The organism is Marinobacter arenosus, assembly GCF_019264345.1.
GTDB classification, from domain to species: domain Bacteria; phylum Pseudomonadota; class Gammaproteobacteria; order Pseudomonadales; family Oleiphilaceae; genus Marinobacter; species Marinobacter arenosus.
In genome coordinates this window covers 2,486,655-2,503,865 of sequence record NZ_JAHVAO010000001.1, presented here as the reverse complement: position 1 = coordinate 2,503,865, position 17,211 = coordinate 2,486,655, and the positions used below count along the sequence as shown (strand labels likewise).

General features: G+C 64.5%; 11 protein-coding genes and 1 tRNA gene. 6 read left to right on the top strand and 6 right to left on the bottom strand.

Annotated features, from left to right (window positions below; genetic code table 11):
- Window positions 1–25 precede the first annotated feature (25 nt).
- Complete coding sequence (gene gmhB, locus KXD86_RS11445) at window positions 26–583, top strand: D-glycero-beta-D-manno-heptose 1,7-bisphosphate 7-phosphatase (protein ID WP_218636145.1); 558 nt, start codon at window positions 26–28, stop codon at window positions 581–583.
- Between the two features lie 35 nt (window positions 584–618).
- Window positions 619–695 (top strand) — tRNA-Pro (locus KXD86_RS11440).
- A gap of 28 nt (window positions 696–723) precedes the next feature.
- On the opposite strand, the gene KXD86_RS11435 is transcribed toward KXD86_RS11440, so the two are convergent.
- Complete coding sequence (locus tag KXD86_RS11435) at window positions 724–2,241, bottom strand: phospholipase D family protein (RefSeq protein WP_218636808.1); 1,518 nt, start codon at window positions 2,239–2,241, stop codon at window positions 724–726.
- 186 nt (window positions 2,242–2,427) lie between these two features.
- Here KXD86_RS11435 and KXD86_RS11430 point away from each other — a divergent pair, with 186 nt between their 5' ends.
- From KXD86_RS11430 to KXD86_RS11420, 3 genes are read left to right on the top strand one after another with little or no spacing between them, the layout of a single operon-like run.
- Entirely contained in the window at window positions 2,428–4,791 is a 2,364-nt protein-coding gene (locus KXD86_RS11430; RefSeq protein ID WP_218636144.1) for a sensor domain-containing phosphodiesterase, read from the top strand.
- Between the two features lie 31 nt (window positions 4,792–4,822).
- Entirely contained in the window at window positions 4,823–6,106 is a 1,284-nt protein-coding gene (locus KXD86_RS11425) for a sensor domain-containing diguanylate cyclase (RefSeq protein ID WP_218636143.1), read from the top strand.
- A 28-nt stretch (window positions 6,107–6,134) separates the two neighbouring features.
- Window positions 6,135–6,506, top strand: a complete 372-nt coding sequence (locus KXD86_RS11420; protein ID WP_218636142.1) for a VOC family protein — start codon at window positions 6,135–6,137, stop codon at window positions 6,504–6,506.
- A 54-nt stretch (window positions 6,507–6,560) separates the two neighbouring features.
- On the opposite strand, the gene KXD86_RS11415 is transcribed toward KXD86_RS11420, so the two are convergent.
- From KXD86_RS11415 to ptsP, 3 genes are read right to left on the bottom strand one after another with little or no spacing between them, the layout of a single operon-like run.
- Entirely contained in the window at window positions 6,561–8,315 is a 1,755-nt protein-coding gene (locus tag KXD86_RS11415) for a PTS fructose-like transporter subunit IIB (RefSeq protein WP_218636141.1), read from the bottom strand.
- A complete protein-coding gene (gene pfkB, locus KXD86_RS11410) occupies window positions 8,312–9,286 on the bottom strand; it encodes a 1-phosphofructokinase (RefSeq protein ID WP_218636140.1) in 975 nt (324 codons plus the stop codon). Before pfkB ends, KXD86_RS11415 begins: the two co-directional genes overlap by 4 nt.
- Window positions 9,286–12,117 carry a phosphoenolpyruvate--protein phosphotransferase gene (gene ptsP, locus KXD86_RS11405; protein ID WP_218636139.1) on the bottom strand — a complete coding sequence of 944 codons (2,832 nt, stop codon included), beginning with the start codon at window positions 12,115–12,117 and terminating at the stop codon, window positions 9,286–9,288. The genes pfkB and ptsP overlap by 1 nt, the downstream gene beginning before the upstream one ends.
- Window positions 12,118–12,248: 131 nt before the next feature.
- Between ptsP and cra the strand changes: the two genes are divergently transcribed.
- Entirely contained in the window at window positions 12,249–13,286 is a 1,038-nt protein-coding gene (gene cra, locus KXD86_RS11400) for a catabolite repressor/activator (RefSeq protein ID WP_218636138.1), read from the top strand.
- Here the strand turns inward: cra and KXD86_RS11395 are convergent.
- Together KXD86_RS11395 and KXD86_RS11390 are read right to left on the bottom strand one after the other, a co-directional pair.
- Complete coding sequence (locus KXD86_RS11395; RefSeq protein ID WP_218636137.1) at window positions 13,207–15,489, bottom strand: ATP-dependent DNA helicase; 2,283 nt, start codon at window positions 15,487–15,489, stop codon at window positions 13,207–13,209. The two genes, cra and KXD86_RS11395, sit on opposite strands and share 80 nt — an antisense overlap.
- Window positions 15,486–17,192, bottom strand: a complete 1,707-nt coding sequence (locus tag KXD86_RS11390; protein WP_218636136.1) for a VRR-NUC domain-containing protein — start codon at window positions 17,190–17,192, stop codon at window positions 15,486–15,488. The genes KXD86_RS11395 and KXD86_RS11390 overlap by 4 nt, the downstream gene beginning before the upstream one ends.
- Window positions 17,193–17,211 lie beyond the last annotated feature (19 nt).

The window sequence follows — 17,211 nt, the reverse complement described above, 5'->3', positions numbered from 1 at the left end:
AAGAGGCAGGGGCGAACGGGAAACGATGCTGATCATCCTCGACCGGGACGGGGTCATCAACGAGTACGATGGCAACTACATCTGTTCTGCAGATGAATGGCATCCCATTCCCGGCAGCATTAACGCGGTGGCCCGGCTTTGCAACGCCGGCCACCGGGTCGCCATTGCCACCAACCAATCCGGCATCGCCCGAGGCTACTACGACACCGACGAGCTGGATGGCATGCACGAGAAGCTTGAGCAACTGGTCGAGGCGGCGGGTGGCTGCATCGATTTCATCGCCTACTGCCCCCATCACCCGGATGATCACTGCGGGTGTCGCAAGCCTCTGACCGGCCTCCTGGAGCAGATCCGTGCCCATTTCCACCTGACGTCGCTGGAGGGTGCCGTCATGGTCGGCGACAGCCGCAAGGATCTGGAGGCCGGTTTCGCCGGGGGCTGCCAACCGGTGCTGGTACGAACCGGCAACGGAAGGGAGACAGAGCGGCACCTGGACGCCCGACCCATACCCGGAGCACAGGTCACGATCTACGACAATCTCAGCGCTTTTACGGATGCGCTTTTGTCGGCCGAGGGCTGGTAAAACCAGAGTGAATCCGTATAATACCGGCCGTTGATCGGCGTGTGGCGCAGCTTGGTAGCGCACTTCGTTCGGGACGAAGGGGTCGCAGGTTCGAATCCTGCCACGCCGACCACTTTCCCGCTTTTTTCTCCCGCGTTTCCCTACAAAAGCCCTTCGATAGGCAACAGAGAAAACACAAACACCATCCCCCGTTTGAACGCGCCGGCCTCCGGATCATGACTGTGGCGGACGACCTCATCGCCGTTGCGCTCGATCCACTGCAGATCCCCGTCGTCGTCCAGCACGACTTCGTAGGCAACCGAAACCAGCCGCTCGTCAAACAGGGTCTCCAGCATGCCCGCCAGCTCACGATTCTCGATGATAAAGCCCAGTTCGGTATTGAGGTGCGTGGAGCGCGGATCAAAGTTGAAGGAACCGACGAACAGGGTGTCGCCATCCACGGCAAAGGTCTTGGCGTGCAGGCTGGAAGAGGAGCTGCCCGACAAACCGGTCTGCAACCCCCGCTCCACGGATTTGCCGTCGTTCAGCTTGCGCAGTTCGAACAATTCCACGCCCGCTTCCAGCAGCGGCTTCCGGTATTTCGCGTAGCCGGCATGAACCAGCGCCACGTCGTTCGCCTCGAGGGAATTGGTTAGCACCCGAACCTCAACGCCCTTGCTTTCAAGATCCCGGAACAGCGCCACGCCGGCCTTGCCGGGTATGAAGTAGGGTGACACCAGATCCACGGAGGAGGTTGGTTCCCCCAGGGCCCGGGCCAACTGGCGGCTCATCAGGTCGTCACCATCGCTGTCGCCCAGCGCCTTGGCCGGGTCATCGCTGACCATGCTCACGGGGGCCCAAACGAAGCGCAGATCGCCTTGCAGCAGCGCGGTCATGAACGTGGAATCCGCCACTGACTGAACGTATTCCGCCGCCTCCGGACTCTGTTCCAGCGCCTGCGCCGAACGCATCAACGCCGTGAGTTCCTCCAGCCCCACCTCGGGTAACAGCAGGTCCGCCGGGTAGGCCGACGCACTGGCCCAGTAGCGGTCGAAATCGCTGGACAGCTCGTCGACGATGGGCCCGATGGCCAGGATATCCAGGTCCGCGAACAGCGCCCCGTAGCCGGCGCCGAAATACTCATCGGCGACGTTGCGACCACCGATGATGGCGGCCTGGTTATCCGCCGTGAAGGATTTGTTGTGCATCCGGTGATTCAGACGGGAAAAGTCGCTCAGGTAGCCGAGCCATTTGGCGCTTCGGGTGGGGAAGGGATTGAACAACCGCACCTCGATGTTTGGGTGACCGTCCAGTGCCGCCAGCGGCTCATCCAGACCTGAGATGCCATTGTCGTCCAGCAACAGCCGAACCCGGACTCCCCGCTCTGCCGCCCGGTAAAGCGCATTGAGCAGCAACCGGCCACTGATGTCATAGCGCCAGATATAGTACTGCACATCCAGCGAGACATCGGCGCCTTCGGCCAGCAAGACGCGGGCAGCGAAGGCATCGTAGGGGTCCGAGAGGGTCAGAATACCGCTGTTGTCGCCGTGTTCCGCCAGCGCCGGGGCAATGGCTCGCCCCAGCCGGGTATCCGTGGTCTGCTCGATCGGGAGTGCCATGCTCTCCGTGCGCTCGGACAGGGCGGGTAGGGCACAGCCGGTTAGGCCCATCATCAACATGGCCAGGATTACGATCCCTGGTAGCCATCGAACCGTGTTGTCGAACACCACAATTCCCTTCTGGTGGACTAAAAAGACCCGGGCAGGTTGGTCCGGAGTAGTGTTATGCTAACGTTGTTCTTTCTAAGGTAGCCACTGCCACGGTATTTGTCATGGCACCAAGCGCCCACCACCCAAGGCAGCGGTATGCCCCCTAGCAGCGTTGAAAAACGACGACTGGCCGCCCTCGAACGACTCGGCATTCTCGATACCCCGCCAGAGGAGCGCTTCGAGCGGCTAACCCGGATCGCGCGCCAGTACTACGGGGTGAAAATAGCCCTATTCACCATCCTCGACGTCGAACGACAGTGGTTCAAGTCGAGCCAGGGCACGGATCTGCAGGAAACGCCGCGTTCCGTCGCCTTCTGTGACCACGCCATCCGACAGGACAAGCTGTTTGTGGTTGAGGATGCCACTCGGGACCCCCGGTTTCGCAACAATCCCCTGGTGACGGACGAGCCCCACATTCGTTTCTACGCCGGCATGCCGGTCCGCGAACCGAGCGGCTTCAAGCTTGGGACGCTCTGCATCATCGACGACCAACCACGCAAGTACACCGAAATTGACTTGGATGTCCTGCGCACGCTGGCCAGCTTGATTGAAGACGAGCTGGAACGCTCGTATCTGGCGAGCGATGAAAGCGACTACGTCGAGGTTTCCCACCTCAGCCGGGCGATCCACCGGGCCCAGAATGTATTTCTGACCAGCGACAATGACCGGGCCGCCTTCGAACAGATGCTGAACGATTTGCTGTCCTTGACCGGAAGCCAGTTCGGCTTCATCGGGGAAGTACTGTATTCGGATGCCGACGTGCCTTATCTGAAAATCGGCGCCATCACCAACATCGCTTGGAGTCCAGAGACCCAGGCACTTTATCAACAGGTGGAACGACGGGGCCTGATCTTCGATCGTCTCGACAACCTTCTTGGCAAGCCGATGGTGACGGGCGAGGTCATCATCTCGGATGACGTGAGCAAAGATCTCCGGCGGGGTGGACTGCCACCCGGCCATCCGGCCATTGAAAGCTATATCGGGATTCCGATTTTCTCCGGGGAGCAGCAGATTGGTATGGTCGGCCTCGCCAATCGCCTCGGTGGCTACCGCAAAAAGCTGGCGGATGAACTCGGCCCTCTCCTGCAAACCGTCGGTAACCTGATCGAGCGAAAGCGCTTGTACCAGGAAAAACACGAACACCGAAAACGCCTTGAACAGGCGGCCAATTACGACTCCCTGACTGGTCTACCCAATCGCCGCCGCCTGACCCAACTATTTGAAGAAGAGTTGCACGAGGCCGATCTGCGCAACGGAAAGGTGGCCGTCTGCTTTATCGATCTGGACGGATTCAAGGAAATAAACGACAAGCACGGACACGCCGTTGGCGACGCGGTCCTGAAGAGCATCGCCGAGCGGCTTCAGACTGCCATTCGTGAACACGACGTCGTTGCCAGACTTGGCGGGGACGAGTTTGTCGCCATCCTCAGGGATGTTGACCACCCAAAGGTCTACGCCCGGATGCTGGAAACGGTCCGCCAACCGATCAGCTACAAACAATTTGTGCTGCACCTGTCGGCCAGTATGGGCGTCACCGTCTACCCCGATGATAATGTCGATACCGACATGCTGCTCCGGCACGCGGACCAGGCCATGTACGCAGCCAAGGAATCCGGGAAAAATGGCTTTAAGGTCTTCGACCTGGACAGCCACCTGACCCGCAAGGAGCGGATCCGGGTCCTGGAGCAGATCGGCGGAGCCCTCGACAAACAGGAGCTGGAACTCTATTACCAGCCGAAGCTAAACCTCCGGGATCGAACACTTGAGGGTTTTGAAGCCCTGATACGTTGGAACCACCCGGACGAGGGCCTGTTAAGCCCCGGGCGTTTTATGGAACACATCGAGTACACCGAACATGCCCGTCTGGTTGGCCTGTTCGTCATACGCTCGGCCATTCGCGTGCTCGAAACGTTTATTGATCAGGGTTTACCGTACACAGTGAGCGTCAACCTCAGCCCCAGCCACTTCCTGAGCACCCACTTTCCCGGTGATATCAACGATACACTCGGTGCTTGCCCGGCAGAGGTAAGATCCCGGCTGATTATTGAGATTCTCGAGTCCACAGCCCTGGACGACGCCGAAACGGCGCTGACCAACCTCGGGCTTTGCCGGCACCTGGGCGTGGACATCTCCCTGGATGACTTTGGCACGGGCTATTCGTCATTGACCAATTTCCGAGATCTGCCCGCCCGGGAAATCAAGATCGACCGTTCGTTCGTGCAAGACATGATTATCGACCCTAACGGCGACATGATCGTCCAGGCGATCCTGGGCCTATCCCGCAGCTTCAACCGCCGAACCGTGGCGGAGGGAATCGAGACCGTGGAAGTCGAGCAGCGACTGATCGAACTGGGGTGCGAAAACGGCCAGGGTTTCCTATACAGTCCGCCACTGCCCTTGGCGGAAGCGCTGGCCTGGGCACATCGGTTTCACTGGGACCACCGACATGTGCTTAACTAGCTAGGCAGGCATCCATGAGGTAAAGGAACCCATGCAGCTATCCGCGGAAACGCGACTGAAAGCCATTCTGGAGGGCACCGGGGCGGGAACCTGGGAATTCAATCTGGACACCGGTGAAATCATCTTCAACGACCGCTGGGCCTCCATGCTGGGTTACACCCTCGACGAGTTGTCTCCGGTGTCCTTTCAGACCTGGGAAGGGCTGTGTCATGCCGACGACGTTCAGGCCGCCCATCGGGCCCTGGCCCGGTATCTCAATGGTGAAGAGCCCCAGTACGAATGCGTGCTGCGGATGTTGCACAAGAACGGCGAGTGGCGCTACATCCACACCCGGGGCACCCTGCTTACCGACCGCGACGACGCCGGTGCCCGGTGGTTGATGGGCACCCACCTGGATGTGACCGATGAGAAAGTCAGTCAGCACCAGCTCCAGAAACTCGCCGAATCCCTGCCGGGCGTCATCTACACCTTCGTGATGGAACCGGATGGCAGTTTTCACTTCCCCTATCTGAGCCAGAAGACCGAGGATTTCTACGGCGTTTCCGCCGAAGAAGCCTGGGCCAACCCCAGCCTGATGTTTGACCCGGTCCATCCGGACGACCTGCCACGGCTCCATGCGTCCATCGACGACTCCGCCCGTACCCTGTGCCAGTGGGTGTGCGATTTCCGGATCGTGCTCGGCGAACGGATCCGCTGGCTTCGAGGTGTGTCCCGACCGGAGCGGGATATTGATGGCAGCATCACCTGGCACGGCGTGATCACGGACATCGACGACCGCAAGCGACTCGAACTGGAGCTCGAGCAGTTGTCCATCACCGACGAGCTGACCGGCCTGTACAACCGCCGGTACATGCTCCGGAAACTGGAAGAACTCGCGGCCGAGACCGAGCGTTACGGCCACACCTTTTCGCTCATTTCCCTGGACATCGATTATTTCAAGTCGGTCAATGATTCCTGGGGCCACGCCATGGGTGACAAGGTGCTCCAGACCTTCGCCCAACTGATCGAGTCCCGGACCCGGAAGGCCGACATCGTGGCCCGGACCGGGGGCGAAGAGTTCATTGTGCTGATGCCCAGCACCACCCTCGACGATGCCCGGCACGTGGCGGAAGCCCTCCGGACCGCCATGGAAAACCGGTCCTTTGTCAGCGACGAAGGTCAGTCCTTCAGTGTTACCCTCAGTGCCGGCGTGGTCAGCTGGTCGACGGACGTTCCGTCCGTGCGCGATCTGCTGGCCATGTGCGACCAGTCCCTGTACCAGGCCAAGCGGGCCGGACGGAACCGGGTGGTGGTCAGCGGCGCCGACAGCAAGTAAACCCCAACCCCCAATCGGAGCAAGCACTATGATCGGATACGTCACCATTGGTGTCAGTGACATGAACAAGGCGAAGGCGTTCTACTCGGAACTGCTCGCCGATCTCGGCGCCAAGGTCTTGCTGGACATGGGCCGCATCGCCTTCATTGGCAAGAGCATGGGCTCACCCATGCTGGCCGTCTGCGAGCCCTACAACAAAGAGCCCAATCACCCGGGCAACGGCAACATGGTGGCAATACATCCCGGCTCCAAAGAGGCGGTGGATGCCCACTACCGCAAGGCCATCGAGCTCGGCGCCAGCTGTGACGGCGAGCCGGGACAGCGAATCCCCGACCAGTTCTACGGGGCCTACGTGAAGGACCCGGACGGCAACAAGCTGGCCTTCTTCCACTTCGGGTAACGCAAGAGGCCCTCGGACGAGGGCCTCTTTTCCATGACGGGTAACCGGACTGCCTCAGGTCGCCGCGGGCACCACGTCGGCCTTTCCAGCCTTGACCAGCGCGTAGCCAAAACCAATCACCAGCGAGCCGACCGCAATGGCGATCAGGTAGGGCAGCACCGTGCTCACCGCGTTGGGAATCGCCAGGACAAACAGGCCGCCATGGGGCGCCATCAGCTTGACCGAGAACAGCATGGACAACGCACCGGTGATTGCGCCGCCGACCATGCACACCGGAATCACCCGCAATGGATCCTTGGCCATGAACGGAATGGCCCCCTCCGAGATGAAACACAGGCCCAGCACGAACGAGGCGCGTCCGGCCTGGCGCTCGGCCTCGGCAAACTTCCGCCGGGCAATGAACGACGCCACCCCCATGCCGATGGCCGGGACCATGCCCGCCGCCATGATCGCCGCCATGGGTGCGGAGCCGCCACTGCCCTCGGACAACAGGCCAACGCCAAAGGTGTAGGCGGCCTTGTTCACTGGCCCGCCCAGGTCGAAGCACATCATGGCGCCGAGGATTCCACCCAGGAGAATGGCGTTGGTGGTGCCCATGCTCTCCAGGAACCCGGTCAGCCCGTCCATGATGGCCGCCATCGGCTCACCGATCACATAGATCATGCCCAGGCCGGTCACCAGGCTGGCGATCAGGGGAATGATCAGGATCGGTTTGAGCGACTCGATGCTTTCCGGCAAGGGCAGTTTCTGGCTGATGAAGCGGGCCACGTAACCGGCCAGGAAGCCGGCCACAATCCCGCCCAGGAAACCCGCGCCCAGTTCACCGGCCAGGAAGCCCCCGATCATTCCGGGCGCCAGGCCCGGGCGGTCGGCGATGGACCAGGCTATGTAACCGGCCAGCAGCGGAATCATCAATTTGAACGCGGTACCGCCACCGATCTGCATCAGGGCCGCTGCAAGCGTGCCCTCTTCCTGGAACGCCTCAATGCCGAAGACAAAGGACAGGGCAATGAGCAGGCCACCGGCCACCACCATGGGCAACATGAACGATACCCCGGTCAGCAGGTGCTTGTAGGGGCCACGTTTTTCGCCCCCGGTGCTGGCGGCCTTTTGCTGACCGGGATCCTGGACCGTCGCCTCGGCGAGGGCGTCGCGCACCGTGTCCGCCGGCTTTTTCAGGGCAGCGCCGGTCGAGGTGCGCCAGACCCGCTTGCCCGCAAAGCGGCCGGGGTCCACCTCAATGTCACAGGCCAGGATGACCACGTCGGCGGTGGCAATCTCCTGCTCGGTCAGCGGGTCCTGGGCGCCCACCGACCCCTGGGTTTCCACCCGGATGTGATGACCGGCCGCTTCGGCGGCGGCGGTCAGCGCCTCTGCCGCCATGAAGGTATGCGCCACACCGGTCGGGCAGGCGGTCACCGCGACAATGTTGGCGACTCCGGAGCCGGGGCGTTCGCCGCCAACCGTTCCGGATGCCACGGGCGCCTCCTCCGGCGACCAGGGGCGGGCCTGCTGTTCGGCGGCCTCAAGCACGGCGGCCGGGTCCGGCAACGCCTCGGTCACCGGAATCCGGTACAGGGGTTTCCCGGCGTAGGCTTCCAGCCTGACCGGCGCGCCCAACGCGGCAATCACGAGGTCGGCCGCGGCAATCGCCGCGTCCCCGGGGGCCTTCGCCGACTGGCCATCGGGACCACGGACGTCCGTGGTGACCTGCCAGCCGCGCTGATTGGCAGCGCGCTCCAGGGCCCGGGCCGCCAGGAAACAGGTGGCGAACCCCTGGGGGCAGGAAGTGACAATAATCAGGTTCATAACGGCATCTCCCCATTGTTGTTTTCCCCGGGCCAGGGGGTCACCCGGGTGTTGTCGAGCAAGGTGGTGAAATCAGGCGCCGCCGGGTTTCCCACACCGGCATGCTGCACGCACTCCGCCGACAGGGCGGTGGCAAACTGGAGGCGCCGGGACGCAGTCATCCCGCCCACGGCCGTCAACTGACCGTGCAGCATGCCGGCCAGCAACGTGTCACCGGCACAGACGGTGCTGCGCACGGTCACCGGAGGCGGCACCGCGCGGAAATTGCCCTCGGGACCAAACCAGAGCACACCGTCGGGCCCCAGTGAGACAATCACCTGGCCGATGCCCTGACCCCGGAGCCCGGCGGCCACGTCCGCGACCTCGCGGGCATCGACGAGGGGGCAACCGGCCCAGGCTGACAATTCCTCAAGGTTGGGTTTGATGGCATCGGGCGTCGCCTTCAGCCCATGCACCAGGGCATCGCCGCTGGTGTCCAGCCAGACCGGCTTACCCGCCTGCCGGGCCATGGTGACCAGATCGGCGACCGAGGACGGTGGCATGTTGGCCGGCAGGCTCCCGCCGATGACGATGACATCCTGCTCCGGCATCAGGGGCCCCAGCCGGAACTCCAGGCGCTTGAGGGCGTCGGCGGGTATCTCGAAGCCGGACCCGTTGATGTCGGTGACCCGGCCCCCCTGTTCGGCGATCTTGATGTTGATGCGGTTCTGGCCCGGAATCCGGACAAACCGGTCCTCGAGCCCCTCGTCGGCAAACAGGCGCTCGAACGGGGCGGCGTTGTCTTCGCCCAGCAACCCGGACACCGTGACCCGGTGCCCCAGACGCGCCAGCACCCGGGCCACGTTCAGGCCCTTTCCGGCGGCGTCAAGGCTGGTGGCGGTGGTCCGATTCACCTGGCCGGGGGCCAGGGCCGGAAGGTCGGCGTTCAGGTCGAGCGCGGGGTTGAGTGTCAGCGTGAGTATCCGGGCCATCAGAACGACTCCAGGGCATCGCGGACCTCGGCGGCGGCGGCCTTGGTCAATGCCAGTTCCGCCCGGGCCCGGGCGTCATCGAGGGTCAGTTCACGAATGCAGGCCTTGACCAGGGGCACCCGGCGACTGGTCACCGACAGTTCATCCACCTCCAGACCCACCAGAACCGGGATCGCCTGGGGATCCGAGGCCAGTTCCCCACAGACCCCCACCCAGCGGTCGTGAGCATGGGCCGCCTCGACGGTCATCTGGATCAGGCGCAGCACCGCCGGGTGCAGGGCATCGGATTGCGCGGAAAGCTGGCCATGGCCACGATCAATGGCCAGGGTATACTGGGTCAGGTCGTTGGTGCCGATGGAGAAGAAATCCACTTCCGGTGCGAGGGTTCGCGCCAGCAGGGCACACGACGGCACTTCGATCATCACCCCCACCTGGACATCCGAGGCGGCCACCTCCGACTGCACCCGTTTCACAATCGCCTGGGCGGCCCGGAACTCCTCGAGATCTTTCACCATAGGGAACATGATCCGCAACGGCCGGTCACCGGCCGCGGTCAGCAGCGCCCGGACCTGGGTTTCGAGAATGTCCGGGCGGGTCAGTGACAGCCGGATACCGCGCAGACCCAGGAACGGGTTGTCTTCCTGGGGCAGGGGCCAGTAATCCAGGGGCTTGTCGCCCCCCACGTCCAGGGTCCGGGCCACCAGGGGCAGTCCGTTCAAGGCATCGAAAGCGTGCCGGTACTCCCGGACCTGGGTGTCGAGATCCGGCGCCTCGGGGTGGGCCATGAAGATGAACTCGGTCCGAAGCAGGCCGATGCCGTCGGCGCCGCGTTCGACGGCGTCGGGAGTGTGGGCGGTATTACCCAGGTTGGCGCACACCTCGATGGTGTGCCCGTCCCGGGTGGTGGCCGGCCGCTGGCGATGGTCGTACGCCTCCGCCTGCAGGGCGTCCAGCTGGTCGATGCGACGGCGAATCCGATCCCGGCGTTCATTGCCGGGGTTCGGCACCAGGCAACCACGCTCACCGTCCACCACCAGTTCGGCGCCGTCAGTGATGGTCAATATCGCCTCGCCGGCCCCCACCACAGCGGGCAGGCCCAGTGCCCGGGCCAGAATGGCGCTGTGGGAGGTGGCACCACCCCGGGCAGTCACCAGCCCCCGGACCCGGGAAGTATCCAGGCGGGCGACGTCGGACGGTCCGAGGTCGTCCGCCACCAATACATAGGGCGAATCGGGCGGCGTTGGCATCGACACCCCGCAGAGGTTGGCCAGGACCCGGCGACCGACGTCCCGCAGATCGGCGGCACGCTCGGCCAGAAGGCGGTCGGCCAGTGCCTCCTGTCCCCGGGCCGCGGTATCGATGGCCCGCCACCAGCCGGCTTCGGCGGAGGCGCCCTCATTGATGGCTTCCAGCGTGGCCTGGTACAGGTCTTCGTCCTGCAGCATTTCCACATGCACCGACAGGATGGGCGCCGCTTCGCCCCCCTCGGCCTGACGGATCAACGTCCGGAGCTGGCCATCGGATTCGTCGAGGGCACGGTTCAGGCGCTGTATCTGCGCTTCCCCGTCCGCGGCGGTATCGGCGTACGTCAGTTGGGGCTGGCGCATCACGAAGGCCGGAGCCAGGGCGAGTCCCGGCGAGGCCGCAACGGCCTTGAGCGGCTGGTCGTCCGTCAGCGGCTCGGGGTCGGTTGCGGCATCATCGGCGAGCTTCTTGCCACCGTCGCGCAGGGGCGAGACCTGCTCGCCCAGCCCCTCGGTGATCGCCCGGGTCAGCGCCGTCACCGCCTGTTGCGCCTCATCACCGGTGGCGGAGAGCACCAGGGTCTGGCCCCGGCGGGCACCCAGGCCAATCACCCGGGTCAGGCTGGTGGCCGAAACGGCACTGCCATCGCCCTCCAGCAGGCGTACCCGGATACTGGCGTTATGGCGGCGGGCCTCCTGGATCAGCTGTTTTGCCGGTCGCGCGTGCAAGCCGTGGGTGTTCAGCACGGTGACAGTGGCCGTGACCGCATCCGCCGCCTCACCGGAGAGTCGGGCCAGCAGGGCATCCGCGCCCAGGCCGTCGATGCCGGCGTCCCCGGCCAGAAAGTTATCCATCCGTTCCAGCAGGTCGTGGCACTCGTCCCCGGGCCCGGCCAGGCAGAAGACACCCCGCAGCTCCGGTGCCGACCGTTTCGGCGTCGCCAGCGACAGCGCCGGACGTCGGGCGCCGCGGGTGTGATGCACTAACCAGAAGCCCTGCCCCAGGGCCACCGGCGGCTGGTGGACGATCTCGGCGAGGAAGTCGGTATCGATGCACTGCAGGCGCTGGAGCCGGGCCGCCGCGGTCAGCGCCAGCTCCTTGGCGGTTGTCGCCTCGATGCCCAGACACAGGGTGTCGCCGTCGCATTTGGCCACCACCGGCGGTTTGGACAGCAGGGCAACGAGTTCGCCGGCGTCGCCGACCTTCGCCAGTTGCTCCGCCAGCCCCGGCTTGTCCAGCACCCGGGTCAGGTGGCGCAGGATGTCCAGGTGCTCGTCGGACTGGGCCGCAATGGCCACCAGGACATGCACCCGGGCACCGTCGTGCCAGGTGATGCCATCGGGAAACTGGAGGATGCGGATGCCGGTTTCCAGCACCGCATCGCGGCTTTCGGGTGTGCCGTGGGGAATGGCAATGCCGTTGCCCAGCACGGTGGACGATTGCTGTTCACGGGCCTTCATGCCGGCCAGGTACTCGGGGGACGTGCGGCCGGCGGTTTCCAGATCCTTGCCAGCCTGGGTCAGGGCGTCCTGCCAGTCACCGGCGGTGGCCCCGAGGCGAACGTCATTGGCGGTCAGCGTCAGCATGTGATGTGCCTCGCTTTGTTGTTGTGGTCGTTCGTGGTTTTAGTCTTGCTGAATCGTGTCAGCATGCTTAGAATCGATGATGGATCAGATGTGTTCAGAAATCAAGCAATCGATGAACAGGGAAGCAGACCATGACACTCGCCGAACTTGCCCGGCTTGCCGGGGTATCGAGAACCACCGCCAGCTATGTCATGAATGGTCAGGGGGTGGCCCGGCGCATCAAACCGGACACCATCGAGAGGGTCCTGGCCATTGCCCGCGAACACCATTTCCAGGTGGACGCCCAGGCGGCCGCCCTGCGCGGTGGCGCCAGCAAGACCCTGGGTTTTATCCTGCCGGACCTGGAAAACACCAGTTATGCCCGACTGGCCAAACTGCTGGAACAGGGGGCCCGGACTCGCGGCTACCAGCTGTTGATTGCCGGCTCCGATGACGACCCGGACACTGAAAAATCCCTGGCCCGGGCCCTGAAAGCAAGACGCTGCGATGCCCTCATCGTGGCGAGTGCGCTGGGCGAGACGGATCCCTTCTACCCGGACCTGCAGGCGAATGGCCTGCCGGTGGTGGCCGTAGACCGGGCCCAGTCGCCGGACGTGATCCGGTGCGTGGTCAGTGACAACCGGGGGGCGGCCGACACCCTGACCCGGTCGGTCCTGGACCACCACACCGGCACGGTAGCCTGGCTGGATGCGGTCCCGGAGATCGCCATGACCCGACAGCGACGCGCCGGATTCGAGGCCGCTGCGCGCCGAGCTGGCTGCGACATCCGGGTACACAGTGGTACCCGGTACGACCGCCAGACCGGCGCCGCCCTGATGCGGACAGTGCTGACCGACTCGGGCCTGCCGGACGCGCTGGTGACCGCCTCCTACACACTGCTGCAAGGCGTGCTCGACGTGCTACTGGAGCAGCCCGGGGGCCTGCCCCGGGATCTGAAGCTGGCCACCTTCGGTGACGATCGCCTGCTGGATTTTCTGCCGGTGCCGGTCAACTCCCTGCCGCAAAACCACGAGGCCATTGCCGCCGCCGCGCTGGACCAGGCCCTGTCCGCCATTGAGGCCCCGGACGACCCCGTGCAGCCGGTGACCATCAATCGGTCGTTGAAGGAACGTCCAACGCCGGTGCCTCGAACCACCAGCCCGGTAGCCGGTTCCGCACCTCTGGCCTGAGGAACCGGTCATCAATCAGCCAGATCACGCCCTCATCCTCGGGCGTCCGGATCACCCGGCCCGCAGCCTGCGCCACTTTCTGCAGGCCGGGAATCAGGTAGGTGTAGTCATAGCCGGCGCCGAAGCGCTGTTGCAGTCGGGCCTTGAGGATCTCGTGCCAGGCGTCGAAGGGCGGCAACCCCAGGGTCGCCACAAACGCGCCGATCAGCTGGTCACCCGGCAGATCAATGCCCTCACTGAAAACGCCCCCCAGGACCGCAAACGCAACGCTGGCATCCGGCCCACGGAAGCCGTCCAGGAAGGCCGCACGTTGCTGTGGGCTCATGCCCGGCTGCTGGGCCCGTTGCGGGATTTCCGGGGCTTCCCGGGCCAGGGCATCACTGACGGTTTTGAGGTAACTGAAGCTGCTGAAGAACGCGAGGTAGTGCCCGGGGCGTTCCCGGAACTGGCCGGCGATCAGGTGCGCAATGGGTTGCGCCGACGCCTCACGGTGAGCCCGGCGGGTGCTGATCCGGGGTGTGAAGCGCACCTGGAGTTGGGCCGCGGTAAACGGGCTGGGCAGGGAGGTGAAGCGGCTGTCATCCGGCAACCCCAATAGATCCCGGTAATAGCCCCCCGGGCTGAGGGTCGCGGAAAACAGCAGCACCGACGCGGCCGCGGCAAAACGCTCTCGCAGGAAATCCGCCGGTACCAGGTTCTGGATGGTCAGGCTGGCCCGGCCCCTGCCGGTGCGCCGGAATTCGCACAGGGAATGATCACCGAAGGTGTCCGCCAGTTTCATGAACGCCACCGACTCGAACAGCAGTTCCTGCAGGACCAGGTCCGGCGGATTGTCGGCAAGGAAGTCGGTCAGCCCGGAGGCCAGGCCGAGCAGACTGCCGACCAGGGCGGACGGAAGGCCGTCCAAAAACACCGGGGTGTCGCCGGCGTCGCCATGATCCCGAACAACCCCCTGCCAGGCCCGGGCCGTACGGTCCAGGTGCGCCTTCAGAACCCGGGGCGCGGTTTTCCGGATCCGCAGCAATCGCTGCTGGTCCAGCCGCACCGAGTACATCCCCCGGCCCCGGTCCACCAGGTTGTGGGCCTCGTCCACCAGAACGGCGGCGCGCCACTGGTTTTGACGCACCAGACCGTGGAGCAGGGCCGACTGATCGAACATCCGGTTGACGTCGCCGATCACCACATCGCTCCAGCGCGCCATCTCCTGGGCCAGGAAGTAGGGACAGATACCGTGGCCGGCGGCAATGCGGGCCAGGACGTCCCGGGTCAGGGTGGCCCCCGTTTGGGCCGCTTCCGCCCGGGCGTCCGGGAGCCGGTCAAAAAACCCTTTTGCAAGCGGGCAGGATTCCCCGTGGCAAGCCTTGTCCGGATGCTCACAGGCGTCATCCTTGGACACCAGTTCCAGCGTCCGCAAGGGCCAGTGACCGGGGTTGTCCTGGGCCGTGCGCAGCCGCTCGATGGCATCGACCGCCAGCTGCCGGGCGGTGTTGCGGCAGGTGAGGTAATACAGGCGATCCTGGCCGGCGGCCGGCAGCGCCATCAATGACGGAAACAGGGTGCCCAGGGTTTTGCCCAGACCGGTGGGCGCTTCCAGCAGCAGCGTGCCACCCTGCCTCGAATTCTTGTAGACGGTTTCCGCCAGTTGCCGCTGTCGGGGCCGGAATTCCGGAAACGGAAAGCGCAGGTCCGTCAGTCGGGCATCCCGCTGCTCCCGGTGATGGTCCTCCTGCTCCGCCCATGCCCGGAACTGGTCACACAGGCCCTCCAGTTCCTGCCAGAGCTCCACCGCCGTGGCGGTTTCCGTCACCGGCGTCTCCTTGTCCCTGCCGGTGTCGTAATACACCAGGGCCAGCTCCAGTGTCGCCAGATTCTCCTGGCGACAGAGCAACGCGCCATAGGCCCGCAACTGGGCCCGATGCAGGGCCCGCTGATGGTCCCGGATACGGGACAGATCGCCCCGATGGGTCTTGATCTCCTCCAGTCGGCCGCGATGAGGTTTATAGCCGTCCGCCCGCCCGGACAGCTCCAATCCCAGGCACTCTCCGGTAAGCAAGTACTCACTTTTATAGCCATACCCCCGCCGGGCCTGAATCGCCCGGTGGCCGGCGATGCCTTCCTCGGAACTGGGCGCCGGGGTGTAGCGAAAATCCAGGTCGCCATGGCGAGCGGCAAACTCACACAAGGTGCGGACGGCCACTTTCACTCGGACTCTCCGTCCGGGCGCCAACGTACGTAACAGACGCTGGCGGCAATACCGTGGTGCCCGAAGAACGCCAGCCACCGACGCTGATGGTCCTGCAGCCGGTCTCCCGGGCCTTTCACCTCGATCATCCGATAGCGACCGTCGCGGGCCGGCCGGGCCGGGTAGAACTGGATCAGGTCCGGGAATCCGCTGCGGTGCTCCCGGATGTTCAGCAGCAGGCGCTCGAACAGCACCCGGAGATCCCCGGCGGGGATGCAGTCGAGGGCCAGGGTCAGCAGCTCTTCGGTGAGTACCGGCCAGATCACGAACGGATTGGCGATGCCCTGCTTGTCCGCGAAGTTATCCAGAATCACCCGGCGATAGCCACCGTTGTCCAGCAGCGCAAAGCACTGCTCGAAAGCTTCCTCGCGGCGGGCGACAAAATCCTCGCGGGTGAGGTCAGCGGGGCCGACATGGAAGGGATGGAAAAACGCGCCGGGAATGGCCTGGAACACCGTCTGCCAGCACAACAGGCCGAACAGCCCGTTGATCAGGGTGTTCTCCACGTAATACACCGGCGCGTCCTCCCGGGTCAGGTCATCCCGCGCCGCCAGTTCCACCGACCCGGCCAATGGCGGCCCCAGGGTCAGGGTGAACTCGTGAATCGGGGGGGCCGGGGTCAGCCGGGGCGTCGGCGCGCCCATCCGGGACGCAAGGCGTTTGAGGATTCGATCCAGGCCCTGGGCCTCGGCGTCGCTCAGGTCCTTGCTGTGCCAGTCCCGGGCCAGGTCCCAGGCCTCCTCGAAGCGCTTCATTCGCTCCAGCAGGCGCAACCGCTTTAACCGGGCTTCCCTATGGCCACTGGCGGCGAGCGCCTCGAGCGCCAGGGGTCGGTCGCCCTGGCGCTCGGCCTGCCGGCCCAGTTCCAGCAACAACCGGTCCCGGCGACTGGTCAACCAGGGGTTGTCCGAGGCAGCAGGCACATCCACCCACACGTCGACGGCGGGAACGCCGGCATCCAGCCGTTCGCGGCAGTCGTGCATGGCCAGGTAGCAGTCCACGTCCTCTCGCTGATGGAACGCCCGGGAGTCCGGCGACAGGGCAACCTGTTCATAGCGTTGGTGGCCCAGCTCGACAAGCACGAAATCGGACCAGCTCTGGCGCAGGTTGCCGAAGAACATCAATCGCGTCCGGTCGAACAGCGCCATGTGCCGCACCCGGACCACCGTTGCCCGATCATGGCCCAGCCACTCCGCGGCCGGCATGGCGTCAGCAAACCGGTCCAGCAGGACCTCACGCATCCGGGCCTTGGACAGGGTTTTCGGCAGTCCCTGGCGTGCCAACGCCTCCGCGAAGACCGGCCTCAGTTCGGCCAGCGTGTAGAGCCGGAAAAGATCATCGAGCCCGAGCTGTGGCTGGTCGTCAAGCCAGCCCCGATCAACCAGTTCCGCCAGTGCTTGGGTTTCGGGTACGGTCAGTTCCGGGTAGTTCAGTTTGTCGGTCCGGAACAACTCCCCGCTGCGCATGACCATCCGGGTCAACAGCGCCCGTGCAGACCGGGACAGCTCGAAGAATCCGGTCAGACGATCGTATTCGCTGGCCTGCAACAGGTCATGGTGGTGACTCGCGACCCAGCGCAGCACCGTTTCCATGTTTTCCAGGTAGTACAGGGGATTCTCAAGATCCGCGGTCTGGGGCCGTGAATCCTGGGGCTGTGTGCTCATTGGGGATCTGGACGACCTT

Excerpts from the sequence above, each read along its gene's own strand:
- gmhB (WP_218636145.1), top strand. The coding sequence starts at position 26 with ATGCTGATCATCCTCGACCGGGACGGGGTCATCAACGAGTACGATGGC.
- KXD86_RS11435 (WP_218636808.1), bottom strand. The coding sequence starts at position 2,241 with ATGTTGATGATGGGCCTAACCGGCTGTGCCCTACCCGCCCTGTCCGAG.
- KXD86_RS11430 (WP_218636144.1), top strand. The coding sequence starts at position 2,428 with ATGCCCCCTAGCAGCGTTGAAAAACGACGACTGGCCGCCCTCGAACGA.
- KXD86_RS11425 (WP_218636143.1), top strand. The coding sequence starts at position 4,823 with ATGCAGCTATCCGCGGAAACGCGACTGAAAGCCATTCTGGAGGGCACC.
- KXD86_RS11420 (WP_218636142.1), top strand. The coding sequence starts at position 6,135 with ATGATCGGATACGTCACCATTGGTGTCAGTGACATGAACAAGGCGAAG.
- KXD86_RS11415 (WP_218636141.1), bottom strand. The coding sequence starts at position 8,315 with ATGAACCTGATTATTGTCACTTCCTGCCCCCAGGGGTTCGCCACCTGT.
- pfkB (WP_218636140.1), bottom strand. The coding sequence starts at position 9,286 with ATGGCCCGGATACTCACGCTGACACTCAACCCCGCGCTCGACCTGAAC.
- ptsP (WP_218636139.1), bottom strand. The coding sequence starts at position 12,117 with ATGCTGACGCTGACCGCCAATGACGTTCGCCTCGGGGCCACCGCCGGT.
- cra (WP_218636138.1), top strand. The coding sequence starts at position 12,249 with ATGACACTCGCCGAACTTGCCCGGCTTGCCGGGGTATCGAGAACCACC.
- KXD86_RS11390 (WP_218636136.1), bottom strand. The coding sequence starts at position 17,192 with ATGAGCACACAGCCCCAGGATTCACGGCCCCAGACCGCGGATCTTGAG.